Raw genomic sequence first — 26,856 nt, 5'->3', positions numbered from 1 at the left:
AACAGGAAAGGCCGGGCACCCGCCCGGCCTTTCCTGCTTCCAGGGCTCCGCCCTGGACCCGCGAGAGGGCTTGCCCTCTCGACACCCGAGACAGGGGCAGAGCTTGAAGCGACTGGTCGTCACTGCGGACGATTTCGGCCTCAGCCGCGAGGTCAACGAGGCCGTCGAGCAGGCCCATCGCGACGGCATCCTCACCGCCGCGAGCCTGATGGTCTCCGCGCCCGGCGCCGCCGACGCCGTCGCCCGCGCGCGGCGCACGCCGTCCCTGCGGGTCGGGCTGCACCTCGTGCTGGTCGAGGCCTGGCCGACCCTGTCGCCCGCCGAGCTTCCTGACCTGACGGACGCGCAAGGGCTGATGCGGCGCGACATGGAGCGGCTCGGACTCGACCTTGCTCTCAAGGCGAGCGCCCGGCGGCAGCTCGCCGCCGAAATTCGGGCGCAGTTCGAGGCGTTCCGTGCGACCGGCTTGCCGCTCGACCACGTCAACGCGCACAAGCATTTCCACATCCACCCGCTCATCGCCGGAATGGTGCTGCGGATCGGCCGCGATTACGGGATGCGGGCGCTGCGGGTGCCGCGCGAGCCGCGCGATCTGCTGCGGCGCGCGGAGCCCGGTTTCCAGGCCAAGCCCGCTCTCGACACGGCGCCGTGGGCGGCGCTCCTCGCCGTGCGCGCCCGGCAGGCCGGCCTGCTGATCCCGACCCGGACCCTCGGCCTCGCTTGGTCCGGCGCGATGACCCCGGAGCGCGTCACCGCCCTGCTGCGCCACCTGCCGGACGGGCTTACCGAACTCTACACCCACCCGGCGCGTGCAGGCGGCTTCCCCGGCGAGGCCCCGGGCTACCAATATGCCGCGGAGCGGGATGCGCTGATCGCGCCGCAGGCGCGGGAGGCCGCCGAGCAGGGCGGAGCGATCCTGGGCGGCTTCTCAGATTTCCTGCCATAGGCGTCCGCAGCGCGCAGCCGGCCCGGCTCACGGGGACCGACTCAGGCGCGACGGTGCTTCCACGCTGATCGAAATCAACGCCGGTCGCTGTGTTGGAGAGCATCCTCCGACCAGAGCCGAAGCCCGCGGACGGCCCGGCCCCGTCCAAGCGGAGCGGGGCAAAGGCGGCCGCCTCGGCAGGGGCCGGAACCGCGCGGCATGGCCCCGCGAAAACCGCTTCGAAGCCGTGAGGAACGCCGATCCATGAGACGACGCGCCGCCCTCGTTTCCCTTGCCGTCGCAGCGGGCTTGGCGGGCACAGCCGCCTCAGCCGCCGGGCTGGATTGCGGCCCACCGTCAGCGCCGCACCCGGAGGCCGACGCCGTCCTCACCCAAGCGATCGTCTCGCCGCAAACCGAGACGAAGGCGGGCACGGCGCTCGCATCCGCCATACAGCGTCTCAGGGCCCAGGGCGTGCCGCGCACGGTCATCGTCGATCGCGCGGTCGCCGCGTATTGTCCGCTCGTCGCCCGGGACGAGAGCCTGACGCTCGACCGCCAGCGCGAGGCGGTCCGGCGCTTTGCCTCCGCTCTGACGAGCCTCGTCTACGATCCCCCCGGCCCGAACGAGGGCGAGACCGCGTTCATCCTGAGCCTGCCGGTCAAGCCGGCTTTGTCGCTGCAGATCGATGCCGCGGCCGCCAAGGCGGGCAAGACCCGCGAGGCCTGGATCCTGGAGGCGATCCAGGCCCGGTTGGCGGGCGACTGACGCCGAACCGCCAACCGGACGGGTCCGGCTACTTCACCGTCGCGTGCTCGCGGGCGACCGTGCCCGGCGGGCGGCCGGCTTCCTTGCCCTCGGGGCGCTCGGCATCCGGCTGCTTCGGCGGCGGCCCGAGGAAGGCCGGGACCACGAAGAAGGCCGCGATCAGCGTGAAGAACAGCGACAGCGCGAGCAGCTCGCCCATGCTGGCGGTGCCGGGATGGCTCGACAGCATCAGCGAACCGAAGGCGGTGCCCGTGGTCAGCGCGGAGAAGAAGATCGCCCGCGTCAGGCTGGAGGCCAGCATGTCGACGACGCCGGCGCGCCACGCGATCACGTAGTAGATGTGGAAGGCCACACCGACTGCTAGCATCAGCGGCAGGGCGATGATGTTGGCGAAGTTCAGCGGCATGCCGATGACCTTGAGCGCCATCAGCGTCCACAGGGTCGCCAGCACCAGCGGGCCGAGCGTCATCGCCACGTCCCAGGGTTTGCGCAGCGCGACCGAGAGCAGGATGAAGATCAGCGCGAGCGCCGTCAGACCCGCCTGCACGAAGGCGCCGAGGATGGTGTAGCTCGACTCGGTCGTGGCGATCGGCGCGCCCGTGGCGTGGGGATCGACCGTCTGCACCTCCTTGGCGAAGCGGCGCAGCACCTCGTCGTCGTTCGAGTCGCCCTTCGGGTGGACCTCGATGCGGGCGCGGCCGTCGCTCGTCACCCACTCGGCCTTCAGCGGCTTGGGCAGGTTGTCGAGGGTGATCTTCTTCGGATCGAGCAGCCCGGAGAGGCGGCTCATCAGGGTCTTCAGATCGGTGGTCAGCGCGACGCTGGCGGCCTCACGCTTCTCCGCCGGGGCGGCGGCAAGGGTGTCGAGGGTGCCCGACAGACGGTCCGCCGCCTTGGCGCCGGCCGAATCGCCGTTGGCGATGGTCTTCAGAGCCGCGGCCGTCTCCTTGAGCGCCTTGACGTTCTCCGCATCCGTCGGCGGCGGCGGCTTGCGCGCCGGGTTGAGGGCGGGGGCGAGGAGCTGCGCCGTCTCCTGGATCGTGGCGAGCTTCTGGTCCTGATCGCGCGGCACGAAGGTGTCGATCGAGATCACCTTGGCGACCGCGTCGAGCCCCTCCAAGCGCTTGGAGAGGGCAGGGACCGCATCGACGTTCGGGGCCAGCACATCGATCGAGTTCGGGCTGGTGGCCGGGTCCTTGATCAGGTCGAGATAGGTCGCGATCGACTCCACCTTCGGGCTGCGAAGATGCATCGGGTTGGAATCGAAGGGCAGCTTCAAGAGCAGCGGGATGCCGGCGACGGTGATCACGCCGACGAAGATCAGCACCCACTTGCGGTGCTCGATGATCCAGTGGTCGACGCCCGCCATCCAGGTCGTCTCGACCGCCCGCTTCTCGCCGCGCGGGTTGAACACCGCGATCAGGGCCGGGAGCAGGGTGAGCGAGAACAGGTAGGCCACGATCATGCCGACGCCGGCGATGAGGCCGAGTTCGGACACGCCGCGGAACTGCGTGGGCAGGAAGGCGAAGAAGCCGGCGAGCAGCGAGACCGCCGCGAGCGTCAGCGACCAGCCGACGCCGCGCGCCGCACCGCGCAACGCCGCATCGACGCTGCCGAGTTCGTAGCGGTCGGCCCGGTAGCGCACGGCGAACTGGATGCCGAAATCGATGCCGAGCCCCACGAACAGGGCGGCGAAGGCCACCGAGATCGGGTTCAGCTCGCCCACCATGATGAGCCCGAGGGCGGCCGTCACCACGAGACCCGCGAAGGTCGTGATCAGAACCGAGATCACGAGGGGTCCGGAGCGTAAAGCCAGCCACAGGAACAGGACGATGGCGGCGGTCGTCAGCGAGTAGTTGAGGAAGGCGTCGTCCGCGAGCGTGGCGAACTCGTCGTCGGCCACAGCCACCGGCCCGGTCAGTCGGATGCGCAGCCCGTGCGCCGCGTCGATGTTCTGCTCGGCGGCCAGGCGCCGGATCAGCTTGGTCGCCTCGCGGCCCGGCTCCAGCGCGTTGTAGTCGAGCACCGGCTGGATCATCACGAACTTACGGGTGTCCGTGGTCTCGCTGCGCCCGCCCGCGAGCAGGGTCTGCCACGACATGCGGGCGCGCTGCCCGTCGAGCACCTTTCGCAGGGTCCCGTCGATCTGCTCCATCGGCTGGGCGAGGTCTTCGAGCTTGGCGTCGCCGCTCTTCACGCCCTTCACGCCGAGGGAGAGCACCCGCATCACGCCGCGCAGCGACGGGTCGGCCGCCAGCGGCCCGAGAAGGCCCTGCTGCTCGATCAGGCGCTGGGTGGTCTGCTCCAACTCCTCCTGCGACATCAGCAGGAGGCCGTTGCGGTCGAAGAACGGGCCGCCGTCGGGCCGGTACACCGTCTCGATCTCGGAGCGGTGCGCCTTGAGCGCCTCGGCGAAGCGTGCGGCGGCCTCCTCGGCGATCTCCGGCGTCTCGCCGTCGATCACCGCGGCCACGAGATTCGTGCGCTGCGGGAACGCCTTCTCGAAGGCGATCTCGTCCTTGCGCCAGGAGACGCTCGGCTCGATCAGCCGCTCGACATCGGTGTTGATGCGGAACAGGTGCGCGGCCGCGCCCACGCCCGCGACCGTGAGGAGCGCCGCAGCCACCAGTACCAGCCAGCGGCGCCTGACGGAAAACGCGACGAGACGTTCGATCACGTAAAACCCTGTCTGCCTAACGATCCGGCCTGTCCCCGCGTGACGACGGGCCGGGACGCCGAAGTCCCGTCCTCCCCGCGACACAGGACGCGGCGTCCTCAGCAGGCGGCGACGCGCCGAATCGATCCTCGTCTTGGCCCGCGGGACGTGGCCCTCGCGAGCGAGAAACCGGGAGGGGCGCCGACGGCCGGCGGACCCTGCCCGTCGAACACGGACCGCGCGAAGAGCTCGATAAAGACTCCACGCCGATCATTCGTGTCGTTGGCGCGCTACCTACTTGTCCCAGCGGGGGAATGCAACGCGGCCCGGCAAACCGGTCCGATCCGGCGGCGGCGGTGCGATTGCGCACTGCAACCGGATTGCGCGACGATATCGCTTCGCACAAGCATTCCGAACGATGTCGGCTTCATGACGGGGTAGCGGACGCCGCACGGGACATCGTGCGAGAAATCGTGAACGTGTTTCGCCCCGTTTCGCCCCTTGCGGCTTGTCCGTGCAGAGGAACGGTCAAAAATCTGCCGCAGAATGCGGAAATCAGACGATCATTCCCGGTTCGGATCGCGCGACCACCGGCTTCATCTCCGAAGCCGCAGTCCGGCCGCGAGACCGGCACGACACACTCTCTCGAAATCGCGCTCAAAGCGCGCCCTCTCGGAACAGTTCCAGCCTAATGCGCTGGAACTTCTGTCCTTCTCACGCTAAGCAGCCCGGCTAAGTCCGGAACCCGCGCATCCAAGGAGCCGCGTCTTGGGAATCCCCATACGGTACGTCGCGAAGATCGGCGGTTACATCCTCAAGCAGCACATCACGGGGCGGAAGCGCTACCCGCTCGTCATGATGATGGAGCCGCTGTTCCGCTGCAATCTCGCTTGCGCCGGCTGCGGGAAGATCGATTACCCCGACGAGATCCTGAACAAGCGCCTGCCGGTAGACGAGGCGCTCGAATCCGTGCGCGAGTGCGGTGCACCGGTGGTCGTGATCGCCGGCGGCGAGCCGCTTCTCCACAAGGATCTGCCGCAGATCGTGCAGGGCATCATCGCGCAGAAGAAATTCGCGATCGTCTGCACCAACGCGCTGCTCCTTGAGAAGAAGATCAAGGACTACAAGCCGAGCCCCTACTTCACCTGGTCGATCCATCTCGACGGCGACAAGGAGATGCACGACGGCTCGGTGTGCCAGCGCGGCGTCTACGACAAGGCGGTGGCGGCCATCGCGAAGGCCAAGGAGATGGGCTTCCGCGTCACCATCAACTGCACCTTCTTCAACAATTCCTCGCCGGACAAGATCGCCGACTTCTTCGATTCGGTGACCCGCATGGGCATCGACGGCATCACCGTCTCGCCCGGCTACGCCTACGAGCGCGCGCCGGACCAGAAGCACTTCCTCAACCGCAAGGCGACCAAGGACCTGTTCCGCGGCGTGTTCCGGCACGGCAAGGAGAAGGGCCGCGAGAAGTGGACCTTCCAGCAGTCGGGCCTGTTCCTCGACTTCCTCGCCGGCAACCAGACCTACCATTGCACCCCGTGGGGCAACCCGACCCGCACTGTGTTCGGCTGGCAGAAGCCCTGCTACCTGCTCGGCGAGGGCTACGCGGCGACCTTCAAGGAGCTGATGGAAGAGACCGACTGGGACTCCTACGGCACCGGCAACTACGAGAAGTGCGCCGACTGCATGGTCCACTCGGGCTACGAGGCATCCTCGGTGGTCGATTCGGTCAAGAAGCCGTGGAAGCCGCTGATCCACGCGATCCGCGGCATCAAGACCGAGGGCGACATGGCGCCGGAGATCTTCCCTGGAGAACCAGCGCCCGGCCGAGTTCGTTTTCTCCCGCAACGTCGCCCAGAAGCTGTCCGAGATCAAAGCCTCGGGCGTCGACACCAAGCAGGAAGCCCGCAAGCGCACCGCCGCCTGAGCGACGCGCTTCCCCGCTTACCAAGAGAGACCCGCGCGGCACCGGCCGCGCGGGTCTTTTCGTTTCAACGGCGTCGCGCGGAAAAACGCTCGTCTCGCGGAAAGCGGGCGCGCCACAGCCATGGTGGCGGCTGAGCGCCCCTCACGGAACGGCCGTCGCGGAAGAGGGAAGGGCGAGCGGGCGGCTCGCAAGGCGGCCTTACAGCAGCCCGAGACCCGGTCCGAGCCGGGCCCGGCAGCGGGCCAGCGCCGCGAAGGCCGCCGAGGAATCGCGGCCGAGCCGAATCAGCTCGCCGATCCGGGCGCGGCCGCGCAGCAGCGCGCCGAGCACCGCCCGAATGTCCGGTTCGCCCTCCGGCGTCAGGGCCGAGGCGGCGAAGGCGGGCAGGGCACGTCCCGCGGGGTCGCAGACCACCCGGATCGCCGCAAAGGGGAGGGCGTGGCGGGCGGCGTAGGCGGCGGCGACATGCGATTCCATATCGACGGCCAGGGCGCCGGTGCGCGCATGCAAAGCCGCCTTGTCGGCAACGGTCATGACCGCGACCGCGGAGCCCACGAGGCTGCCCGCGACGACGCGATCCGGCGCGCCGGTCAGGCGCTCGGACAGGCGGCGGACAAGCTCAGGATCGGCGGGGAACCGCTGGTCCGCGTCGAGATGCGTGCCGACGACGATGTCGCCCGGCCGCAGGGCAGGATCGAGCCCCCCGGCAATTCCGAAGCTGACGACCGCACGCAGGTCATCGGGAGACCGCCGGTCGAGCGCGGCCCGCAACCGCTCGGAGTTGCCGCCGGCCTGGATCGTCTCGACGCCTGGCCCGGCAGCGATGCGGGCCTCGCGGGCCAATCCCGCGACCGCGAGGATTGCTCCACCCGTCACCGCGCCGGACACCACCGGGTCCTGGATCACCGCGTGACGGTGTAGATCGAGGCGCCCGCCGCGATGGGCGAGGCCACGGTCGAGAACACGCCCAGCACCTTGCCGAGCTCCGCGAACGGCGAACTCGACACGTAGACGAGGTCGCGGTTCCGCATGCGGAAGCTCTGGGTCAGGAACATGCCTTGCGCGTCGCGCAGGTTCACCCGGTACACCACCGGCACCTGCCCTGAGGCCAGCAGCGGCGAGTTCGGCCGCAGCCGCCGCACCACCGCCGCCGGTTCGTAGCGGAAGATGAACACGCCCGCCGGATCGGCCTGGAACTCGCGCAGGCCGGAGGCGCGTGCCAGCGCCTGCGACAGCGTCAGCCCGTCCGCCGTGAACGGCACCTCGGTGGTGTTGCCGAGCGCACCCACGGCCAGGAAGGTCTGCGGATCGCGCACTAGGGTCAGCGTATCGTTCGGCCGCACGAAGATGTTCTCGCGCGGGTTGGCGACCACCGTGGTCATCGGCACGGTGACGGTGCGGTTGCCGCGCGACAGCCGCACGAAGGTCTCGGCCACCGGGGTGCGCACGCCACCGGCCTGGGCGATGACGTCGAGCAGGCGGTCGCCGCGGCCCGACAGCGGCACGCGCATGCCCATGGCCGCCTCGCCGGTGACGGTGGCCGATTGTGAGATCGGTTTGGTGACGGAGACGAGCACCTGCGGCTGGATTGCCTTGCCGGCGAGTTCGGTCTCGATCAGCGCCTGAACGTCCTGGGTGCGGCGTCCGACGACCTTGATGCGGCCGGCATAGGGAACGGTGATGCCGCCGTCGGGCCCAACCACCTGCTCGGGGATCATCGCGGATTTCGAGCCGGCCGAGAAGCGGTCGGAGACGAGCGGGCCGGAGAACAGGCCGCCGGAACCGGCTTCCCAGACCTGCACCGACACGTAGTCGCCGACGCCGATCACCGGCTCGACCGAGGGGCGATGGTCGCCAAAGGTGACGAGGAGGCTGTCGAGGGGGCGGGTGCGCAGGGCCTCGACGAGGGCGGGGGTGATGTCGATGATTTCGTAGCGGGCGAACAGACCTTCGGCGGTGGCGACGTCGGCGCCGCTCTCGATCGCCGAGGTGGTCGGCCCCGCGGCCGGCAGGATGGAGCACCCCGACACCGCCGTGGCGGTGAGGAGAGCAATGGCTAGAGCGCGCATTCAGGCCGCCTGACGGTTTTTCTCATCGGGGTGGTTAGCCGAAACAGGCCAAGCTGTCCGTGGCGAGGCCGCCACACCGGGCTGGGGAGCACCGAACGGGGCCGCCTATCCCCGCAGCCCACACTGATCCCGCCCTCATCGCAGGCGAGGCCCGATCGAATCGGTGGCCAGGGCGGAGAAGGGCCGGAGGATGGTCCTGGCGCTCAGGTCCGCTACCTGTCTGCGTCCGGCCAAGCCGGCGCCGCCCGGTCCACGACGGGGCAGGGGCGTCCGGCGCAGGCCCACATCGCTCCTTCAAGGCGTTGGATGACCGTTCCCCGATCCTCCGCCCCGACCGTCCTCGTGGTGATGGGCGTCTCGGGCTCCGGCAAGAGCACGGTGGCCGCGCTGCTGGCCGAGCGGCTCGGCTGGACCTTCGCCGACGGCGACGATTTCCACACGCCCGAGAGCATTGCCTGGATGCAGGACGGGCACCCGCTCGACGACGCGGCGCGTCAGCCCTGGCTCGGCCGCATCCGCGCCTGGATCGACGCGCGAATCGCGGCCGGAGAGAACGCCGTGGTCGCCTGCTCGGCCCTCAAGCGGGCCTACCGCCGGGCCCTGATCGGCGATCCCCAGCGGGTGCGCATCGTCTTCCTCGAAGGGAGCCGGGCGGTCATCCAGGACCGGATCCGGGCGCGGCACGGCCATTTCATGCCGGCCTCGCTCCTCGACAGCCAGTTCGCCGCCCTAGAACCACCCGGCCCGGAGGAAGATCCGATCACCGTCGGAATCGAGGAGGGGCCCGACGCCATCGTCGCGGCGGTCGCCACCCGTCTCGACATCCCCGCGGGCGACATCTGCGCATAGGAGAAAGCATGGCCATCGCCCTCGTCGTCTCCGACATCGACGGAACGCTCGTCACCGACGACAAGCGGCTCACCCCGGCTGCGATCGAGGCGGTGCGGCGGCTCGGCTCCGCCGGGATCGGCTTCACCCTGGCCTCCAGCCGCCCGCCGGTCGGCCTGCTCCATCTCGCCGAGGCGCTCGACCTGCGGCTGCCGCTGGGCGCCTTCAACGGCAGCACCGTCTGTGCGCCCGACCTCCGGCCGATCTCGGAGCGGCTGATCCCCGAATCGGTTGCCCGCGAGGCGGCCGCGCGCCTCGACGCGGCCGGGATCGACCTCTGGGTGTTCGCGGACGGCGCCTGGAACCTGCGCGACGACCAAGCCCCCTATACCGATCTCGAGCGCCGCACCTTGCAGACCGAGCCGAGCGTCGTGCCGGACCTGTCGCCGCTGCTCGGCCGGGCGGCCAAGATCGTCGGCGTGAGCCGCGACCATGCCGGGCTCGCGCGGTTGGAAGAGGCGCTCGCGGCGGAGCTGGAGGGGCGGGCCGCCGTGCATTGCTCGCAGCCCTACTACCTCGACGTGACGCCGCCCGGCATCGACAAGGGCAGCTTCGTCGCCGATCTCGGCCGGCAGCTCGGCATCCCGCGGCAGCGAATCGCCACGCTGGGCGATGCGGCCAACGACATCGCCCTGTTCCGGGAGAGCGGATTGTCGATCGCCATGGGCAACGCCGCCCCCGCGGTCCGGCAGGCGGCCTCCGCGGTGACTTCAGGCAACAACGAGGACGGTTTCGCCCGCGCGATCAACCGGTTCGTGTTCGGCGACGCCTGAAATCGGCACCTGCCGCCGGGCGGAGGGCTGTGCCCCATCTGCGACAGGGCCGGCGCCACAGTCCTCGGCATCCGCAGGGATTTGCCCGGACTCCACGTTCCCGCCTCATTTGGCCCCGACCCAGGAGAAACAAACTGAGCCGTAACGAGTGACCCTCGCCCGGCTCCCGCGGCACCCGCCCTCTCTCGAGAGCCGGGCGCCGGCCAACGGGAGATGGAGCGCGGCACCGAAAACGACCGGGTCCCCCATGCGTCTTGTCCTCGCCGCCCTTCTTGCCGCCGCCCCGGCGTCGGCCTTCGCCCAGGAGGCGGCACGGGACAACATCGATGCGCTGATCGCCGAGCAGGCGCGGGCCAACAAGGTGCCCGAGGCGTTCGTCCATCGCGTGGTCAAGCGGGAGAGCAACTACAACGCCCGCGCCAAGGGCGGCTCGGCGCTCGGCCTGATGCAGATCAAGCACGCCACCGCCCGCGGCCTCGGCTATACCGGCGATGCGGCCGGGCTCTACAATCCCGAGATCAACCTGAAATACGGCATCGCCTATCTCGCCGGCGCCTACCGCGCCGCCAAGGGCGACCTGGAGCAGGCCTACCGCTACTACAATCGCGGCTACTACTACGCCGCCAAGCGCCTCGGCATCGACGCCACCCCGCCGGATGACGCGGGCACGACGATCGTCGCCACCGCCCCCGCCGGTGCGAATGCCCGGTCTGCGAACGGCTTCGACGGTATGTTCGCCCTGCGCGGCAGCACGCCCGCCGTGGGTGCCCAGCAGGCGCTGGCTTACGCCGCGCCGGGCCCTGGCCCGACCGACGCCGTCGAGGTGCCGCTGCCGCCGCGCCGCCCGACCGCACTCTCCGCCGAGCCCGTGCAGGTGGCGAGCCTCGCGCAGCCCATTGCTCCGCAGCCGCAGGCCGCTCCCCAGCAAGCCGCCGCCCCGCAGGCTGCGGCAGTGCCGACGATGGCCGCCGCGGACGCCGTCGAGGTGCCGCTGCCGCCGCGCCGCCCCTCCGAGACCGTGCTCGCGGCGATCCCGCGTCCGACGATCGCCATCGCGGCGCGCAAGCCCGCCGAGCCCGCCCCGATCCGGGAGGCCTCGGCCGCCCCCGTCACGCCCTGAGGCGATGGCCTGTCCATAGAGAAACCGGCACTCTAGCCAGTCGCCGTTCCTGCGGTTATACAGCCCGCCTCGAATCTCCGTTACTCAACGCGGTGCCATCGGCGATCCTCAGACATGAGGATGCCTTGGGCGCCCTTTTTGCCTGAGGTACACTCCCATGGCCGTTCCGAAGCGAAAGACCTCCCCCTCCCGCCGCGGCATGCGCCGCTCCGCCGACGCCCTCAAGGCCCCGACCTATGTCGAGGACAAGGACTCGGGCGAACTGCGCCGTCCGCACCACATCGACCTGAAGACCGGCATGTACCGCGGCCGTCAGGTTCTGAAGGTGAAGTCCGCCGAGGCGTAAGGCGACCGCCCGAGCGCCGACCGCCCTTCTCGGGCTGCGGCGGCGCAGCGGGTGTCCTGCCAGCGATGTGAAGAACCGGCCGTCAGGCCCGTTTTGCGAAGGCCGCATTCCGCGCGTAGAGCGCGGTTGCGGCCTTCGTGCGTTCGAGGCGTGCGGGCCGCAAGGCTGGGTCGGCGCTGACGATCAGTTGGGTCAGAAAGCCCGCCATCGGGCGGCGCCCCCGGATGCGGGGACCAGCGTCGCTGGGCGTTTCGGCAACGAGGGCGCGCGAGGACGAGTCCGGACGGACGACATGGTCCCGATCGGCACAATCGGTCTCGAAACGGTCCATTCGCGTCAAACCTCCGGCCTCGCACGCGTTCTCGTGCAAAGCTGGGGCCGACGTTAACCGGATCTTAACGATCTGTCTCGCGCTGCCGGAGCATCATCCCGAACGGTGGCTGCCGGCTTTCGGAAAAAGATGATGCCCTGGGCGTAAAAGAGGGCGCGGGTTCGCCCTCTCGCCGACGTCGTCCGGCCGGACGCGCGGCAATCGTCCTTCGGGACGAGGCCCTACTTGCGCGCCAGCGATTCGAGGCGGGCCTGCATCTCGGCCATCTGCTTCTTCAACTCGTCGAGGTCGGCCGGGCCGCTGACGGCGGGCGCGGGAGCAGGGGCGGGGGGTGCAGCGGGTATCGTTCCCGGCGGCGGTCCGCCGGGGCCGAAGCCGCCGGTGAACATCTTCATCGCATCGCCGAAGAAGGTCATGTTGGCCCGCACCTGCTCCTGCAGCGCCTGCTGGAAGGCGGAGGGGCCGAAGCTCTGGGCCATCTTCTCGCGAAGGCCGTCCTGATCCTTGGCGAAGTTGGCCATGGAGAATTCGAGGAAGCTCGGCACCATCGTGCGCATGCTGTCGCCGTAGAAGCGGATCAGCTGCCGCAGGAAGGCCACCGGCAGCAGATTGTCGTCGCCGGCCTTGTTCTCCTGCTCGAAGATGATCTGCGTCAGCACCGAGCGGGTGATGTCGTCGCCCGAGCGTGCGTCGTAGACGATGAAGTCTTCGCCGTTCTGCACCATCGTCGCGAGGTCTTCGAGCGTGACGTAGGTGGAGGTGCCGGTGTGATAGAGCCGGCGATTGGCGTACTTCTTGATGACGGTCTGATGCGCCCTGCCGTTCTCGGCCATCGTTGCGACACCTCCCGCTTCGCTCATGAGTCTGCGCAAAGCTCAACGCTCCGACATGATCGGCTGCCCGCCTGCGCAGGCCGGGCTCTACATTCGTCGGAACCAACCTTAAGGCTTTCGCGGCGCGGCGAAAACAGCAATTTATCCCTGTCCCCGTAGAATCCGGCGCATGCGAGCGCGGTCGTCTATGCGACGTTCCGCCCATGTTGTCCGTAAGCACGCTTGACTTCGCGAGGTGTGCGCTCTTCATCCGGTGAACGGCAGGTCGCGCGCCAGACATTCTGGTCTACCAAATATCGCGCCGCCGAATGAGGAGAACGTCACGATGGCAGCCAGTGAAGATATCGTCATTGTCGGTGCGGCGCGTACGCCCGTCGGATCGTTCGCCGGTGCCTTCGGTTCCGTGCCGGCCCACGAACTCGGCGCCACGGCGATCAAGGCCGCACTGGAGCGCGCGGGCGTTTCGCCGGACGACGTGGACGAGGTGATCTTCGGCCAGGTGCTCACCGCTGCCGCCGGGCAGAACCCGGCCCGTCAGGCCGCCATCGCCGCGGGCATCCCCGAGAAGGCGACCGCCTGGGGCCTCAATCAGGTCTGCGGCTCGGGCCTGCGCACCGTCGCGGTCGGCATGCAGCAGATCGCCAATGGCGACGCCAAGGTGATCGTGGCCGGCGGCCAGGAATCGATGTCGCTCAGCCCGCACGCCCAGTATCTGCGCGGCGGCCAGAAGATGGGCGATCTCAAGCTCGTCGACACCATGATCAAGGACGGCCTGTGGGACGCCTTCAACGGCTACCACATGGGCCAGACCGCCGAGAACGTCGCCCAGGCTTTCCAGCTCACCCGCGAGCAGCAGGACCAGTTCGCGGTCCGCTCGCAGAACAAGGCCGAGGCCGCCCGCAAGGAAGGCCGCTTCAAGGAAGAGATCGTCCCCGTCACCGTGAAGGGCCGCAAGGGCGACACGGTCGTCGACACCGACGAGTACATCCGTGACGGCGCCACCGTCGAGGCGATGGCCAAGCTCAAGCCCGCCTTCGCCAAGGACGGCACCGTGACTGCGGCCAACGCCTCAGGCCTCAACGACGGCGCCGCCGCGCTGGTGCTGATGTCAGCCTCCGAGGCCGAGCGCCGGGGCATCACGCCGCTCGCCCGGATCGTGTCCTGGGCGACCGCGGGCGTCGATCCCAAGGTGATGGGCACGGGCCCGATCCCGGCCTCGCGCAAGGCCCTGGAGAAGGCCGGCTGGAAGCCCGCCGACCTCGACCTGATCGAGGCGAACGAGGCTTTCGCCGCTCAGGCGCTGGCGGTGAACAAGGACATGGGCTGGGACGACGAGAAGGTGAACGTCAATGGCGGCGCCATCGCCATTGGCCACCCGATCGGTGCCTCCGGCGCCCGCGTCCTCATCACCCTGCTGCACGAGCTGAAGCGCCGCGACGCCAAGAAGGGTCTCGCCACGCTCTGCATCGGCGGCGGCATGGGTGTCGCCATGTGTGTCGAGCGGGTCTGAGCGACCGGCTTCGGGAAGGGCGCGCGGAGAAGGGCGCGCGGCGCCCTTCCCACACAGAAACTCAAGTTGAATTTGACGAAATCAGCTTGAGGGTTTGTGAAATTTAAATGCGATGCGGGCGCGCGGTCGCCCGGATACACAGGCGGGGATGACGCGCGGCGCCCCGCTCCCGCGAAGGCGGTGACAGGATCGTTGCCCTGTCCGCCGCACGCCTAGCGGGTATTTCGCGAACCGTCTTAACAACAACCCGATACGGGATCACGGAGGAAACTATGGCTCAGGAACGCGTCGCCCTCGTCACGGGCGGAACGCGCGGCATCGGCGCCGCGATCTCCAAGCGCCTGAAGGACAAGGGCTACAAGGTCGCCGCCAATTACGGCGGAAACGACGAGGCGGCCAACGCCTTCAAGGCCGAGACCGGCATCCCGGTGTTCAAGTTCGACGTCGGCGATCTCGCAAGCTGCGAGGCCGGCATCAAGGCGATCGAGGCCGAAGTCGGCCCGATCGACATCCTCGTGAACAACGCCGGCATCACCCGCGACGGCGCCTTCCACAAGATGACCTTCGAGAAGTGGCAGGCGGTGATCCGCACCAACCTCGACTCGATGTTCACCTGCACCCGTCCGCTGATCGAGGGAATGCGCTCGCGCAATTTCGGGCGCATCATCATCATCTCGTCGATCAACGGCCAGAAGGGCCAGGCCGGCCAGACCAACTACTCGGCCGCCAAGGCCGGCGTGATCGGCTTCGCCAAGGCGCTGGCGCAGGAGAGCGCCTCGAAGGGCGTCACCGTGAACGTGGTGGCCCCCGGCTACATCGCCACCGAAATGGTGATGGCGGTGCCGGAAGACATCCGTAACAAGATCATCTCGACGATCCCGACCGGCCGCCTCGGCGAGGCCGACGAGATCGCGCACGCGGTCGAGTACCTCGCCAGCGACGAGGCCGGCTTCGTCAACGGCTCGACCCTCACCATCAACGGCGGTCAGCACTTCGTCTGATCGAAGGCTCTCGCGCCGCGCCTTCCGGAGGCCGCCGGTCCGCTCGACGGGCCGGCGGCCTTCGCCGTTTCCCGAGCAACCTGCTCGCCTGCCCGAAAAATATACTTTATGCCGCCTTCCGAACCTCCCCCGATCGCTCCTTCGATGAACCGGCTGTGCTGCGCCTTGCGCTGATCCTACGGCGGAACCTGCCTCGGCTGGCCGGCTTCGCGACCATCCCGCTGATCCGAGCGGTGTTCCTGCTCGCGCGGATGCTCGGCACCGACCGGGCGAGTGCGGCCGGCGGCCGGCTCGTTCGCCTCATCGGCCCGTTCCTGCCCTCGCACCGCACGGCGATGGACAACCTCCGCGCGGCCTACCCGAAGGAGGACGAGCGGCGGCTGCGGGCGATCGCGCTGGAGGCATGGGACAATCTCGGGCGCACCGGCGCCGAATACGCCCATCTCGACACGATCTTCGATTACGACCCGGAAAACCTCGCGACCCAGCGCATGGAAGTGCGCGGACTCGAACAGTTCTTCGCGATCCGCGACGATGGCCAGCCGGGGCTGATCTTCTCAGCCCACCTCGCCAACTGGGAACTGCCCGCGATCTGCGCGGAGAAGTTCGGGCTCGAGACCACCGCCGTGTTCCGCCCGCCGAACAATCCGGCCGCCGCCCAACTCGTGCAGGAAGTCCGCCGCAAGACCATGGGAGGGCTCGCCGCCTCCGGCCCCGGCGCCGTCTTCGCGATGCAGGGCGTGGTGGAGCGCGGCGGCCATCTCGGCCAGCTCATCGATCAGCACTTCACCCGCGGTGTCGTGGTGACGTTCTTCGGCCGGCCGGTGCTGGTCAACCCGCTGCTCGGCAAGCTCGCCCGGCACCACGATTGCCCGGTCCACGGCGCGCGGGTGGTGCGCAAGGAGGGCGGGCGCTTCCTGCTCGAACTGACGCCGCCGCTCGATCTGCCCCGCGGCCCGGACGGGCTGATCGAGGTTCAGGGCGCGATGCAGGCGATGACGCGCGTGATCGAGGGATGGGTGCGCGAGCATCCCGGCCAGTGGCTGTGGATGCACCGCCGCTGGCGACCCAAGATGCTGCCAAAGGGAACGCTTCCGGTGCAGCCCGCCGGGGAAGCGCAGAGCACCTGATCCCGGCGGACGGCGGATTCACAAGAAGTCAGTCGGCCCACTCGCCGCGGCGCATCACCGGCAAAGCCTCGCCCGAGGCGGTGATCCCGTCCACGTCGATCTCGGCCGAGCCGATCATCCAGTCGATATGGATCAGGCTGCGATTGGCGCCGCGCTCGGCGAGATCCGACTCGCTCAGACCATCGCCGCCGTTGCGGAAGCATTTCGAGTAGGCCTGCCCCAGGGCGATGTGGCTCGCGGCGTTCTCGTCGTAGAGCGTGTTGTAGAACAACAGGCCCGAGGCCGAGATCGCCGAGGAGGCGGGCACCAGGGCCACCTCGCCGAGGCGGGCGGCGCCTTCGTCGGTGTCGAGCACCTTGGCGAGCACGTCGCTGCCGGTGCGCGCGTTCGCCTCGACGATGCGGCCCTCGGAGAAGCGCACGCGGATGTCGTCGATCAGGGTGCCCTGGTAGGAGAGCGGCTTGGTGCTGGCGACGTAGCCCTCCACCCGCGCCCGGTGCGGTGTGGTGAACACCTCCTCGGTCGGGATGTTGGCGTTGCAGACGATGCCGTTCTTGGCCGTCGTGGCGCCGCCGCACCATTCGTGATCGTCGGCGAGCCCCACGGTTAGGTCGGTGCCGGGGCCGCGGAAGCGCAGGGCGGAGAAGCGGGCGCCGTTGAGCCGCTCGGTCCGGCGGGCGAGATCGCGGTTATGCGCGCTCCAGGCCGCGACGGGATCAGGCCCATCGATGCGCGAGGCGGCAAAGACCGCGTCCCACAGGCGCGCGACCGCCTCGTCCTCGGGCAGATCGGGGAAGACCGTGCGTGCCCAGGGCTTGGTCGCGGCCGAGACGATGGTCCAGTTGGTGGAGAAGCCGGCGATCAGTTCCAGCGCCGGCACGTAGGCCTGCGAGCGCGAACGGTTGGCGCGGGCGACCTTGGACGGGTCCTGACCCGCCAGCAGGGACGGGTCGTCGCCCGAGATGGCGAGCCGGGCCGCTCCGCTCCGGTAGGCGTCCGCCATGCCGGCATAGAGCCAGCCGGCCGCCCGGTCGAACGCCTCGTCGGGCGCGTGGGCGAAGCGGGCGAGCGTCGCGGCGTCGTCCGCGTAGAAGGTGGTGACCAGCGAAGCGCCGGCCTTGTAGGCCTGCTCGGTGATGGCGCGGGCCAGCGGCACCGCTTCAAGCGGCGCCGTCATCACCAGTTCCTGGCCCGCTTTCAGCCCGAGGCCGACCCGCACGGCGACTTCCGCCAGCCGGTCGAGGCGCTCGGTGAAGGGGAGGGCGGCCGTGCCCGGCGTCTGGCTCATGGAAGGGGTTCTCCAGGCTGTCACGCCGCGCGCCGTCTTCCCGGCCCGGATCTGATCCCGTCAGACCGATCCGCGGCTCAGGCCGCGCGCGACCACGTGATGTCACCCAGATTTTCGCGGAAGGCAAAGCGCAGGAGATGGTCGGAGACCACATTCTCCAGCCGTGTCAGGCCGGCCGGGTCGGGCGTGGCCACCTGCATGACCAGGGCGTCGGGGCTCGCCTCGAAGGTGCAGATCCGATCCTCGCCGAACGGAACCCGGCCCTTGTCGCCGCTCTCCTCGACCGGGAACTTATGGCTCCAATGGCGGCAGAGCTGCTTCAGGTAGCGACTGGCTTCCGCGGTCGGCACCCGGGCCTGTGAAACGGGCATCAATGGTCTCCTTCAAAGTCGGTGCGGACGGGACGGCTCGGAACGCGTGCCCCAGGATGCAAGCCGGATGACTCGTCCCATCGCCCGTCGCTGCAGCGCGTCACCTTCCAGGGGAAGCGCACCGCACTGCGGTATGTGGAACGAGCGCCTAAAATCGTCATGCGACGAAACCGAGGCGGATCGCTCCGCCACCGGTGCCGGTAGAGGGCGATTGTCGGGTCGCAAGGGTTAACGATCTCATCATCCGGGCATCATTCCGGTTGCGCGCAAGGCTGATTCCCGGCCCTGTGACCCGGATCATGCAGCCATCTTGTGCGTTGCACAACAACCCGCGGAGGCCGGCGCGCGTTCCCGCGTGCGCCCCATCACACTCGCTTTCAGACCGGGAGAGCCGGCGGCGGATCGTCCGAGAGGGCCACCACCTTGCCCGGATTGAGCCCATCATGCGGGTCGAGGGCGGCCTTCAACCGCCGCATCAAGTCGAGGCCGACGGGGTCGGCGGTGCGGGCGAGTTCGTCGCGCTTGATCAAGCCGATGCCGTGCTCGGCGGCGATCGAGCCGTCCATACGCTCGACGATGCCGTGAACGATGGCGTTGAAGCGGCCCCACTGGCTCAGGAACTCCGCCTTCTCCATGCCGACCGGCTGGGTCAGATTGAAGTGGATGTTGCCGTCGCCGAAATGCCCGAACGGGCAGGGGCGCAGGCCCGGCATCGCCGCCTCGCAGGCGGCACTCGCCTCGTCCAGGAAGTCGGCGAGGCGCGAGAGCGGCAGCGAGACGTCGTGCTTGATCGAGCCGCCCTCCGCCTTCTGCACCTCGGGCAGCAACTCGCGCAGGCGCCACAGGGCGACGTCCTGCGCCGCGCTGCCGCCGATCACCGCATCCTCCACCTCTCCCGCCTCCATCGCCTCGGCGAGCAAGGCTTCCATCTCGGCGCGGCTGTCGGAGCCGGGCCGGGGCGAGGACAGCTCCACCAGGGCGTAGGCGGCATGGGAGCCGGAGAGCGGCGGACGCACGTCGATGCCGTGTCTCAGCACCATCTCAAGCCCGAAGCGGGGCATGTACTCGAAGGCCGTCAGCCCCCGGTCGGCGCCGGCCCGAAGCCGGGCGAACAGGGCGAGCGCTGCCCGCGCCGAGGCGAGGCCGACGAAGCCGACGCAGGTGGAGAGGGGCTTGGGGTACAGCTTGAGGGTCGCGGCGGTGATGATGCCGAGCGTGCCCTCCGAGCCGACGAACAGGTGCTTGAGGTCATAGCCCGCATTGTTCTTGCGCAGCGCCTTGAGCCCGTTCCAGATCCGTCCGTCGGCGAGCACGACTTCGAGGCCGAGCACGAGGTCGCGGGCATTGCCGTAGGCCAGCACCGCCAGGCCCCCGGCATTGGTGGCAAGGCCGCCGCCGATCCGCGCCGTGCCCTCCGCCGCCCAGGAGAGCGGGAACAGCATCCCCGCCGCCTCGGCCGCGGCCTGCACGTCGGCGAGGATCATGCCGGCTTCCACCGTCATGCTGGCGCCGAGGGGATCGATCGCGCGCAGCCGGTCGAGGCGGTTCAAGGACAGCACGATCCCGCCGAAGGGCACGCCGCCGCCGACGAGGCCGGTATTGCCGCCCTGCGCCACCACCGGCACCCGCGCCTCGGCGCAGGTTCGCACGGTGAAGGCGACCTCCTCGGTCGTGCCCGGCGCCACGACGGCCAGCGCATGGCCGCGATAGAGCCCGCGCGACTCGACGAGATGCGGCGCGAGATCGGCCGGATCGGTGCGCACGTGCCGAAGGCCGAGCCGCTCGGAGAGCGTGGCCAGCAGGCGATCGTGGGAGAGGGGAGCGGTCATCAATGGAGGGCGGAGGCGGGGACGAACGAAGCGTCGTCCGTCACAGATAGGCCGGGGGAACGGCATTTGCACCGAGAGCCGAGGATGGCGGAACGGGGATCCCGGGAAATGGCACACACCGGGCGCTTGCGGGTTTTCCCTTTGCAGCGGATCGCCGCCCGATCCGACCGTGTTTTCCGTCCCACCGAAGACGAGGCTTGAGGCGCCATGCTGTCCGTGATCCCGAACCCGCCGCGCACGGCGCTGCCGATCCACGGCAGTTCCGATCTGTTTCCCGTGCGCCGGGTCTATTGCGTGGGCCGCAACTACCGGGCCCATGCCCGCGAGATGGGCGCTGACGAGCGCGACCCGCCCTTCTTCTTCCTCAAGCCGGCCGACACGGTCCAGATCGTGCCCGAGGGCGTGACGGTTGAGCATCCCTATCCGCCCCGCACCGAAAACTACCATTTCGAGGTGGAACTGGTGGCCGCCCTCGGCCGGGGCGGGCGCGACATCCCGGTGGAGACCGCCGGCACCCATGTCTACGGCTACGCGGTCGGCCTCGACATGACCCGGCGCGACCTCCAGGACGAGGCCAAGCGGCAGGCTCGGCCGTGGGAGCTCGGCAAGGCGGCGGATTTCTCCGCCCCCATCGGCGCCCTGCGGCCGGCGGGCGTCATCGGCCATCCTCGCTCCGGCGCGATCACGCTGGCCGTCGATGGCGCCGAGCACCAGCGCGGCGACCTTTCCGAGATGATCTGGTCGGTGCCGGAGCAGGTCGCGCTGCTCTCGACCTATTTCGAGCTGCATCCCGGTGACCTGATCCTCACCGGCACGCCCTCGGGCGTGGGGGCGGTGCAACGCGGCCAGACCATGAGCGCGCGGATCGAGGGCGTCGGCGCGATCGGGCTCAAGGTCGTGTGAGCGAGCCGGGGCGCGACGGGCGAAGCGCCTGCGTCTACAAGGCGGGCATGATCCCGAATCTCGACCGCCCCTGGCTCCACCGCTTGTCCCTGCGGGTCGCATTGTTCACGCGCGGCATGACACTGGGCGTCCGCGGCGTCGCCATCGACGGGCAGGGGCGAGTCTGCCTCGTGCGTCATACCTATGTCGCCGGCTGGCATCTGCCGGGGGGCGGGATCGATCCGGGCGAGAGCGGCCCCGCCGCGATGGCCCGCGAGTTCCGCGAGGAGGCCGAGATCGTGGTGTCGCCGGATGCCCCGCTGCAATTGCACGGCTTCTTCCTGAACCCCGGCGCGCAGCGCCGCGACCACATCGCCGTCTACATCGTCCCGGCCTTCACGGTGACGGGCCCGAAGCGGCCCGACCGCGAGATCGCCGAGGCCGGCTTCTTCCCCCTCGATGCCCTACCGGCCGACACCACCCGCGCCACCCGCGTCCGTCTCGACGAGATCCGCGGCGGCCAGCCTCCGGCCGAGCTTTGGTGAGCCGCGCAAAAAAATCGACCTTGGCGCTTGCATCCCCGGCCGGGATAGTGTTTACCAGCGCCACCGACGGACGCGCCCACGGCGCCGGACGGACGGACAAGAGAGCGGGTGTAGCTCAGGGGTAGAGCACAACCTTGCCAAGGTTGGGGTCGAGGGTTCGAATCCCTTCGCCCGCTCCAGTTTCCTCAAAAGAACTGACCGACCTACGAAAAGCCGCCGCAAGGCGGCTTTCGTCGTTTCAGGCCTGCCGCAATCGCAGCGTTAACGATCTGTTAGCCAAACAATTCCTAACATCCGGCTGGCGCAGGAAGGCCGGGCATGCTCGAACATCGTAGAACGCGCGCGGTCGAGCGTTCCCTCGCCAAGGCCGCGACCCACCGGGCTTCCGGCCGCTTGACCGGAGCGGTCGCTGACGCCTTCCGCGCGATGGGGAGGCGCTGCATCGATGCGAGTTGCGCCGCTTGATCCGACACCCGAGGCAGACAGCCTCCCGTCGCCCGCTGCTCGGGGCGAGCTTCCCGTGCAGGCGACCCTGCGCCGGCTGGAGCAGGAATTTGCACGGGCCCTCGACACCGCCCCGCAGATCATTCCTCAGGCGGCCCCAGAGACAGGGCGCGCGGCCGATCCGATCTACGTCACCCGACCGTTCCTGCCGCCGCTTGAGGAATTCGAGCCGCTGCTGCGGCAGATCTGGCAGACGCGGGTTCTGACCAATGGCGGTCCATTTCACCAGGAGCTGGAAGCCCGCCTGAGCGACCATCTCGGCGTGCCGCAGGTCGCCCTGTTCAACAACGCGACGACCGCGCTGATCATGGCCCTGCGGGCGCTCGACCTCACGGGCGAGGTGATCACGACACCCTATTCCTTCGTCGCGACCTCGCATGCCCTGCTCTGGAGCGGGCTCACCCCCGTCTTCGTCGACATCGACCCGGTGACCCTCAACCTCGATCCCGCCCGGATCGAAGCCGCGATCACCCCGCGGACCAGCGCGATCCTGCCGGTCCATTGCTACGGCCAGCCCTGCGACGTCGAGGCGATCGCGGGCATCGCCGTCCGGCACGGGCTCAAGGTGATCTACGACGCCGCCCACGCCTTCGGCGTGCGCCACCGCGGACAAAGCGTGCTGAACCACGGCGACCTGTCGGTCCTGAGCTTCCACGCCACCAAGGTGTTCAACACCTTCGAGGGCGGCGCCATCGTCTGCGCCGATCCGGCGATGAAGGACCGGATCGATAAGCTCAAAAACTTCGGCTTCGAAGACGAGACGTCGGTGATCGAAACGGGCCTGAACGGGAAGATGAGTGAGCTGAATGCCGCGCTCGGCCTCGTCCAGCTTCGGCACATCGGCACGGTGCTGGCGCGGCGGCAGGCGATCGACGCGGCCTACCGGCAGGGATTGCAGGGCATTCCCGGCATTCGCTGCCTGGACTTCGCCGGGGACGGCGCGGCCAACTACGCCTATTTCCCGATCCTGATCGGCCCCGATTACCCGATCGGCCGCGACGCGCTCTACGACGCGCTCAAGCGCGACGGCATCCACCCGCGGCGCTACTTCCATCCCCTGATCTCCGACCACCCGATGTACCGGGCCCTGCCGAGCGCCCGGCGGGAGGATCTGCCCGTGGCGGCCCTGGCGGCCGACCGGGTGCTGTGCCTGCCGATCTATCCCGACCTCGATCCCGCCATCGTGGCCCGGATCGTCCGGCGGATCGCCCGGCCATGACCACGCCTGCTACCGTCGCGATCATGCAGCCGTACCTCTTCCCCTATATCGGCTACTTCCAGCTCATCGCGGCGGTCGATCAGTTCGTGATCTACGACACGGTGAAGTACACCAAGAAAGGCTGGATCAACCGGAACCGCTTTCTGCGCGACGGCGAGCCGGTGACCTTCACGCTGCCGCTGGAAAAGGACTCGGACCATCTCGACATCCGTGAGCGGCACGTCGCGGCGGGGTTCAAAACCGGACCGACTCTGCGCCCAGATCGCCCAAGCCTATCGCCACGCGCCGCATCGGCGCGAGACCATGTCCCTCGTCGAGGACGTTCTGGACTACGCGAGCGCCGACCTGTTCGACCACCTCCGGCACGGATTGCTGCGAACCTGCGCGCATCTCTCCGTCGCCACGCCGATTCGCACCGCCTCCATGATCGAGGGCGTGACGGACCTGAGACGGCAAGACCGGGTGATCAATCTCTGCGAACGGCTGGGTGCAGCAACCTACGTCAACCCGATCGGCGGCACGACCCTCTACGATCCGGCCGCCTTCGCAAAGCGAGGGATCGGTTTGCGCTTTCTGCGAGCCCGGCCCTTGGAATATGCGCAAGGACCGCACCCGTTCGTGCCATGGCTGTCGATCCTCGACGTGCTGATGTTCAACCCGCGATCCGCGCTCGCCGCCCTGCTGGTCGGCGGCTACGATCTCATCGAGGGGGAGGATGCCCCGTGCCCCGCTGGCACAAGCTCGGCCGCGTCTTCGATCCCGCGAGCGTCGACGGCCGCCCCTGGCTGAAGTCCTTCGCGCAGGCACCGGCCGCCCTGATCTGCGACGAGGTGGTACGGATGTACTTCTCATGCCGTCCGGACGCCGACGCCGACGGCCAGTACGTCAGCTACAGCGCCTACGTGGATCTCGACCGCCAAGACCTGTTCAAGGTTCGCGCGGTCGCCGAGGAGCCGATTCTGCCGCTCGGTGGAACCGGCACTTTCGACGAGTTCGGGGTCTATCCGGTCTCGGTGATCCGCACGGGTGAGACGGTTCGCGCCTACTACGCCGGCTGGACGCGCTGCGTCTCGGTTCCCTTCAACACGGCGATCGGCTGCGCGGTGAGCCGCGATGGCGGGCGCCGCTTCGAGCGGCTGGGACCGGGACCGATCCTGCCCTACTCGCCGGACGAGCCCTTCGTGATGAGCGGCCCCAAGATCCGGCGCTTCGGCGAGACGTGGTATTTGTTCTACATCGCCGGAAGTGCCTGGAAGCGGGTCGAGGGCCGGGCCGAGCCGGTCTACCGCATCCGAATGGCGACCTCGCTCGATGGCCTGACCTGGACCAAAGCGAATCGCGACCTGATCCCGCCGCGGATCGAGGCGGACGAGGCCCAGGCGAGCCCCGACGTGTTCGAGGCCGGCGGGCGCTACCACATGCATTTCTGCTACCGCTACAGCACCGGCTTCCGCAGCCGCGAGCGCGGCTACCGTATCGGCTACGCCTGGAGCACCGACCTCCTGAACTGGACCCGCGACGACGCGCGCTGCGGCATCGATGTTTCGGAGGAGGGCTGGGACGCGCAGATGATCAGCTATCCCCACGTCTTCACTGTCGATGGCCGGACCTATCTCGCCTATCTCGGCAACGAGGTCGGCCGCGGAGGTTTCGGCCTTGCCGCGCTCGACGGCGCCCTCGATTGACGGGCCGGAACGCCATGCGGTGGAACAAGCTCGGCCTAGTTTTCGATCTGCGGGCGCATCCGCTTCCCTTCGGGAGCGGAGACTTCGCGCAATCGCCGCAGGCGCTCGTCCTCGACGACCGGGTGCGGATCTTCTTCTCGACCCGCAGCCGCGAGCCGGACGGACAGTATTTGAGCCATGTCGCCTTCGCGGACATGCGCAAGGATCTGAGCACGGTGCTCGGCGTGGCGCAGCGGCCGGTTATCCCCGCGGGCGCCCTCGGCACCTTCGATGAGCACGGCATCTTTCCAATGAACGTGCTGCGCCATGACGGCGTCGTCTACGGCTATACCACGGGCTGGAGCCGGCGCGTCTCAGTCTCCGTGGAGACCGGCATCGGGCTTGCCGTCAGTCGGGACGAAGGCCTGACCTTCGAGCGGCTCGGAGCGGGCCCGGTCCTCGGTGCCACGCTCAATGAGCCGTTCCTCGTCGCCGACGGCTTCGTGCGCGTGATCGATGGCTTGTTCCACATGTGGTACATTTTCGGCACGGTCTGGAGCACTGCGGAAGCTAGCGCGGCGCCGGAGCGGGTCTACAAGATCGGGCACGCCACCTCGGCGGACGGCATCCAGTGGACGAAGGAGGACGGGCGCCGGATCGTCGCCGACCATCTCGGTCCGGATGAGGCGCAGGCACTTCCCTGCGTGTTCGACTGCGGCACCCATCGGCACATGGTGTTCTGCTATCGGGATCAGGTCGGCTTCCGCACCGATCCCAGCCGCGGCTACCGGATCGGCCACGCTTGGTCCGACGACCTCGTGGACTGGACGCGGGACGATGCGGTGTTGACCGTCGCTGGAACACCCGGCGAATGGGATGCGGACATGCAGTGCTACCCTCACGTGTTCACCTGCGAGGGGGCGACCTACCTTCTCTACAACGGCAACGCCTTTGGCCGCTTCGGCTTCGGCGCAGCGCGGCTCGAACCGTGACCGCACTGTCCTTCACGCAAAACCGCTCCCGGATGGAGGATGTGCACGCTCATCTGACAATCTGCGCACACGCCTTCACACCGCCGCTCGACCGGCGGGTAGCGATTCGAGACTACGCCGCCAAGCTTACCACACGCGCTGAGCGGTTCGAGGCCTGGGAAGGCCCGGCCCTAATCGGTCTGGTGGCGGTCTACTGCAACGATCCGGCGCGCATCGCGGCCTTCGTGACGAGCGTCAGCGTTGTGCCGGAGCGGACCCAGGCCGGCATCGGGCACAGCTTGCTCGCCGCGGCGATCGCTCATGCCCGCGGCCTCGGCTTCAGGCGGATCGCCCTCCATGTGGATCGCGAGGCTTCGGCACGCGCCCTGTATCGCAGGCTCGGCTTTGCCGACGGGGCGCAGGACGACGCAACGCTGCACCTCTCCCTCGATCTGGCGGCACGCCGACCCGGCGCCGGAGAGAACGCGACATCACACGACCGAGACAGGGAGGCCCGATCATGAGCACGGCGCGCGACTTCGACCGTGAGGCGCAGGACGTGGAGGGCCACCGCTACGCCTACGATTTCGACCTCGACGTGATGCACAAGTACATGGTGCGTGCCTTCGAGCCATTCTTCCGCCCCGGTCGCCTGCTCGAACTCGGCAGCTTCCGCGGCGACTTCACGCGGCGCCTGACGCCGTTCTTCGACGACATCACCTGCGTCGAGGCCTCGGGCGAAGCCATCGATGCGGCGCGGGGGCAGTTCGGCGAGAGCGTGGGGTTCGTCCACGCGACCTTCGAGGCGGTCGCGCTGCCCGCCCGCTACGATACGATCGTCCTAACCCACGTGCTCGAACACCTCGACGATCCGGTCGGGGTGCTGAGGCGCATCAATGCGGAATGGCTCTCGGAGGGCGGGCGCCTGTTGCTAGCCTGCCCGAACGCCAACGCGCCGTCCCGGCAGATCGCGGTGAAGATGGGACTGATCTCCCACAACGCCGCCGTCACCGAGGCCGAGCGGCAACACGGCCATCGCTGCACCTACAGCCTCGACACGCTGGAACGGGACGCCCACGCCGCGGGCCTCAGGGTGATCCATCGCTCCGGCGTCTTCTTCAAGGCGCTGGCGAACTTTCAGTGGGATGCCCTGCTGAAGACCGACATCGTCTCGCCGGCTTATCTCGATGGCTGCTATGCCCTGGGGCAACTCTACCCAGATCTCTGTGCAAGCATCTACCTCGTCTGCGAACGGGGCTCACAGAACGGTTAGGGTGCCTCACGACATCTTCCGATCGCC

Annotated in this window: 25 protein-coding genes, 1 tRNA gene and 2 pseudogenes; 20 read left to right on the top strand and 8 right to left on the bottom strand. The window is 68.9% G+C overall.

The window, feature by feature from the left end:
• The first annotated feature begins 103 nt into the window (after positions 1–103).
• Positions 104–946, top strand: coding sequence for a hopanoid biosynthesis-associated protein HpnK (gene hpnK / locus M2437_RS15990; RefSeq protein WP_253388028.1), 843 nt, complete (start codon positions 104–106; stop codon positions 944–946).
• Between the two features lie 243 nt (positions 947–1,189).
• On the top strand, positions 1,190–1,693 hold the full coding sequence (locus M2437_RS15985) for a hypothetical protein (RefSeq protein WP_253388027.1): 504 nt from the start codon (positions 1,190–1,192) through the stop codon (positions 1,691–1,693).
• A 28-nt stretch (positions 1,694–1,721) separates the two neighbouring features.
• Here M2437_RS15985 and M2437_RS15980 read toward each other — a convergent pair whose 3' ends face one another.
• Positions 1,722–4,370, bottom strand: a complete 2,649-nt coding sequence (locus M2437_RS15980; RefSeq protein ID WP_015823609.1) for an MMPL family transporter — start codon at positions 4,368–4,370, stop codon at positions 1,722–1,724.
• Between the two features lie 747 nt (positions 4,371–5,117).
• Between M2437_RS15980 and hpnH the strand changes: the two are divergent.
• Positions 5,118–6,282 (top strand): annotated as a pseudogene (gene hpnH / locus M2437_RS15975) (adenosyl-hopene transferase HpnH).
• Positions 6,283–6,480: 198 nt separating this feature from the next.
• On the opposite strand, the gene M2437_RS15970 reads toward hpnH, so the two are convergent.
• Together M2437_RS15970 and M2437_RS15965 are read right to left on the bottom strand one after the other, a co-directional pair.
• Positions 6,481–7,188, bottom strand: coding sequence for a phosphorylase (locus M2437_RS15970; RefSeq protein WP_253388026.1), 708 nt, complete (start codon positions 7,186–7,188; stop codon positions 6,481–6,483).
• Positions 7,185–8,351: a polysaccharide biosynthesis/export family protein gene (locus M2437_RS15965; protein ID WP_253388025.1), complete on the bottom strand. Its 1,167-nt coding sequence runs from the start codon at positions 8,349–8,351 to the stop codon at positions 7,185–7,187. Before M2437_RS15965 ends, M2437_RS15970 begins: the two co-directional genes overlap by 4 nt.
• A 306-nt stretch (positions 8,352–8,657) precedes the next feature.
• Between M2437_RS15965 and M2437_RS15960 the strand changes: the two genes are divergently transcribed.
• The 4 genes from M2437_RS15960 to rpmF all read left to right on the top strand — a co-directional run bounded on the left by M2437_RS15960 (position 8,658) and on the right by rpmF (position 11,478).
• A complete protein-coding gene (locus tag M2437_RS15960) occupies positions 8,658–9,200 on the top strand; it encodes a gluconokinase (protein ID WP_253388024.1) in 543 nt (180 codons plus the stop codon).
• 8 nt (positions 9,201–9,208) lie between these two features.
• Positions 9,209–10,012 carry a Cof-type HAD-IIB family hydrolase gene (locus tag M2437_RS15955; RefSeq protein ID WP_253388023.1) on the top strand — a complete coding sequence of 268 codons (804 nt, stop codon included), beginning with the start codon at positions 9,209–9,211 and terminating at the stop codon, positions 10,010–10,012.
• A 247-nt stretch (positions 10,013–10,259) separates the two neighbouring features.
• The gene (locus tag M2437_RS15950; RefSeq protein WP_253388022.1) at positions 10,260–11,132 is read left to right on the top strand and encodes a transglycosylase SLT domain-containing protein; all 873 of its coding nucleotides are present in this window, start codon (positions 10,260–10,262) and stop codon (positions 11,130–11,132) included.
• Positions 11,133–11,289: 157 nt separating this feature from the next.
• Positions 11,290–11,478 carry a 50S ribosomal protein L32 gene (gene rpmF / locus M2437_RS15945; RefSeq protein WP_003601373.1) on the top strand — a complete coding sequence of 63 codons (189 nt, stop codon included), beginning with the start codon at positions 11,290–11,292 and terminating at the stop codon, positions 11,476–11,478.
• 82 nt (positions 11,479–11,560) lie between these two features.
• Here rpmF and M2437_RS15940 read toward each other — a convergent pair whose 3' ends face one another.
• Together M2437_RS15940 and phaR are read right to left on the bottom strand one after the other, a co-directional pair.
• Entirely contained in the window at positions 11,561–11,686 is a 126-nt protein-coding gene (locus tag M2437_RS15940; protein WP_277570341.1) for a hypothetical protein, read from the bottom strand.
• 344 nt (positions 11,687–12,030) lie between these two features.
• Positions 12,031–12,642, bottom strand: a complete 612-nt coding sequence (phaR, locus tag M2437_RS15935; RefSeq protein ID WP_012254707.1) for a polyhydroxyalkanoate synthesis repressor PhaR — start codon at positions 12,640–12,642, stop codon at positions 12,031–12,033.
• Positions 12,643–12,967: 325 nt separating this feature from the next.
• On the opposite strand from phaR, the gene M2437_RS15930 reads away from it, so the two are divergent.
• The 3 genes from M2437_RS15930 (at position 12,968) to M2437_RS15920 (ending at position 16,283) form a co-directional block, all read left to right on the top strand.
• On the top strand, positions 12,968–14,152 hold the full coding sequence (locus tag M2437_RS15930) for an acetyl-CoA C-acetyltransferase (protein WP_003601364.1): 1,185 nt from the start codon (positions 12,968–12,970) through the stop codon (positions 14,150–14,152).
• A gap of 272 nt (positions 14,153–14,424) precedes the next feature.
• Positions 14,425–15,153 carry an acetoacetyl-CoA reductase gene (gene phbB, locus M2437_RS15925; RefSeq protein WP_015951804.1) on the top strand — a complete coding sequence of 243 codons (729 nt, stop codon included), beginning with the start codon at positions 14,425–14,427 and terminating at the stop codon, positions 15,151–15,153.
• A 155-nt stretch (positions 15,154–15,308) separates the two neighbouring features.
• Positions 15,309–16,283 carry a lipid A biosynthesis lauroyl acyltransferase gene (locus M2437_RS15920; protein WP_253388021.1) on the top strand — a complete coding sequence of 325 codons (975 nt, stop codon included), beginning with the start codon at positions 15,309–15,311 and terminating at the stop codon, positions 16,281–16,283.
• Between the two features lie 28 nt (positions 16,284–16,311).
• Here the strand turns inward: M2437_RS15920 and M2437_RS15915 are convergent, their stop codons facing one another.
• The 3 genes from M2437_RS15915 to M2437_RS15905 form a co-directional block, all read right to left on the bottom strand.
• Complete coding sequence (locus M2437_RS15915; RefSeq protein WP_253388020.1) at positions 16,312–17,571, bottom strand: aminopeptidase; 1,260 nt, start codon at positions 17,569–17,571, stop codon at positions 16,312–16,314.
• Between the two features lie 77 nt (positions 17,572–17,648).
• Positions 17,649–17,942, bottom strand: coding sequence for a DUF2218 domain-containing protein (locus tag M2437_RS15910; protein WP_003601356.1), 294 nt, complete (start codon positions 17,940–17,942; stop codon positions 17,649–17,651).
• A gap of 377 nt (positions 17,943–18,319) precedes the next feature.
• A complete protein-coding gene (locus tag M2437_RS15905) occupies positions 18,320–19,771 on the bottom strand; it encodes an FAD-binding oxidoreductase (RefSeq protein ID WP_253388019.1) in 1,452 nt (483 codons plus the stop codon).
• Between the two features lie 207 nt (positions 19,772–19,978).
• Here M2437_RS15905 and M2437_RS15900 point away from each other — a divergent pair, with 207 nt between their 5' ends.
• From M2437_RS15900 to M2437_RS15855, 10 genes and pseudogenes are all read left to right on the top strand, one after another.
• A complete protein-coding gene (locus M2437_RS15900; RefSeq protein WP_253388018.1) occupies positions 19,979–20,674 on the top strand; it encodes a fumarylacetoacetate hydrolase family protein in 696 nt (231 codons plus the stop codon).
• A 47-nt stretch (positions 20,675–20,721) separates the two neighbouring features.
• The gene (locus tag M2437_RS15895) at positions 20,722–21,198 is read left to right on the top strand and encodes an NUDIX domain-containing protein (protein WP_238507739.1); all 477 of its coding nucleotides are present in this window, start codon (positions 20,722–20,724) and stop codon (positions 21,196–21,198) included.
• 104 nt (positions 21,199–21,302) lie between these two features.
• Positions 21,303–21,377, top strand: a tRNA-Gly gene (locus M2437_RS15890).
• A gap of 266 nt (positions 21,378–21,643) precedes the next feature.
• Positions 21,644–22,921 carry a DegT/DnrJ/EryC1/StrS family aminotransferase gene (locus M2437_RS15885; RefSeq protein ID WP_253388017.1) on the top strand — a complete coding sequence of 426 codons (1,278 nt, stop codon included), beginning with the start codon at positions 21,644–21,646 and terminating at the stop codon, positions 22,919–22,921.
• Positions 22,918–23,088 (top strand): annotated as a pseudogene (locus tag M2437_RS15880) (WbqC family protein); the annotation flags it as partial. The gene M2437_RS15885 and the pseudogene M2437_RS15880, both read left to right, overlap by 4 nt.
• A gap of 43 nt (positions 23,089–23,131) precedes the next feature.
• A complete protein-coding gene (locus tag M2437_RS15875; RefSeq protein ID WP_499007178.1) occupies positions 23,132–23,710 on the top strand; it encodes a WbqC family protein in 579 nt (192 codons plus the stop codon).
• Positions 23,644–24,606, top strand: coding sequence for a glycoside hydrolase family protein (locus tag M2437_RS15870; protein ID WP_253388016.1), 963 nt, complete (start codon positions 23,644–23,646; stop codon positions 24,604–24,606). Before M2437_RS15875 ends, M2437_RS15870 begins: the two co-directional genes overlap by 67 nt.
• Positions 24,607–24,620: 14 nt before the next feature.
• Positions 24,621–25,577, top strand: a complete 957-nt coding sequence (locus tag M2437_RS15865) for a glycoside hydrolase family protein (RefSeq protein ID WP_253388015.1) — start codon at positions 24,621–24,623, stop codon at positions 25,575–25,577.
• Between the two features lie 41 nt (positions 25,578–25,618).
• A complete protein-coding gene (locus tag M2437_RS15860) occupies positions 25,619–26,080 on the top strand; it encodes a GNAT family N-acetyltransferase (RefSeq protein ID WP_253388014.1) in 462 nt (153 codons plus the stop codon).
• A complete protein-coding gene (locus tag M2437_RS15855; RefSeq protein ID WP_056113600.1) occupies positions 26,077–26,829 on the top strand; it encodes a class I SAM-dependent methyltransferase in 753 nt (250 codons plus the stop codon). Before M2437_RS15860 ends, M2437_RS15855 begins: the two co-directional genes overlap by 4 nt.
• Positions 26,830–26,856: the final 27 nt, after the last annotated feature.

Origin of the sequence: Methylorubrum pseudosasae, from assembly GCF_029504475.1 — a bacterium.
In the GTDB taxonomy this organism is placed as follows: domain Bacteria; phylum Pseudomonadota; class Alphaproteobacteria; order Rhizobiales; family Beijerinckiaceae; genus Methylobacterium; species Methylobacterium extorquens.
This window is presented reverse-complemented; position numbering and strand designations above follow the sequence as displayed.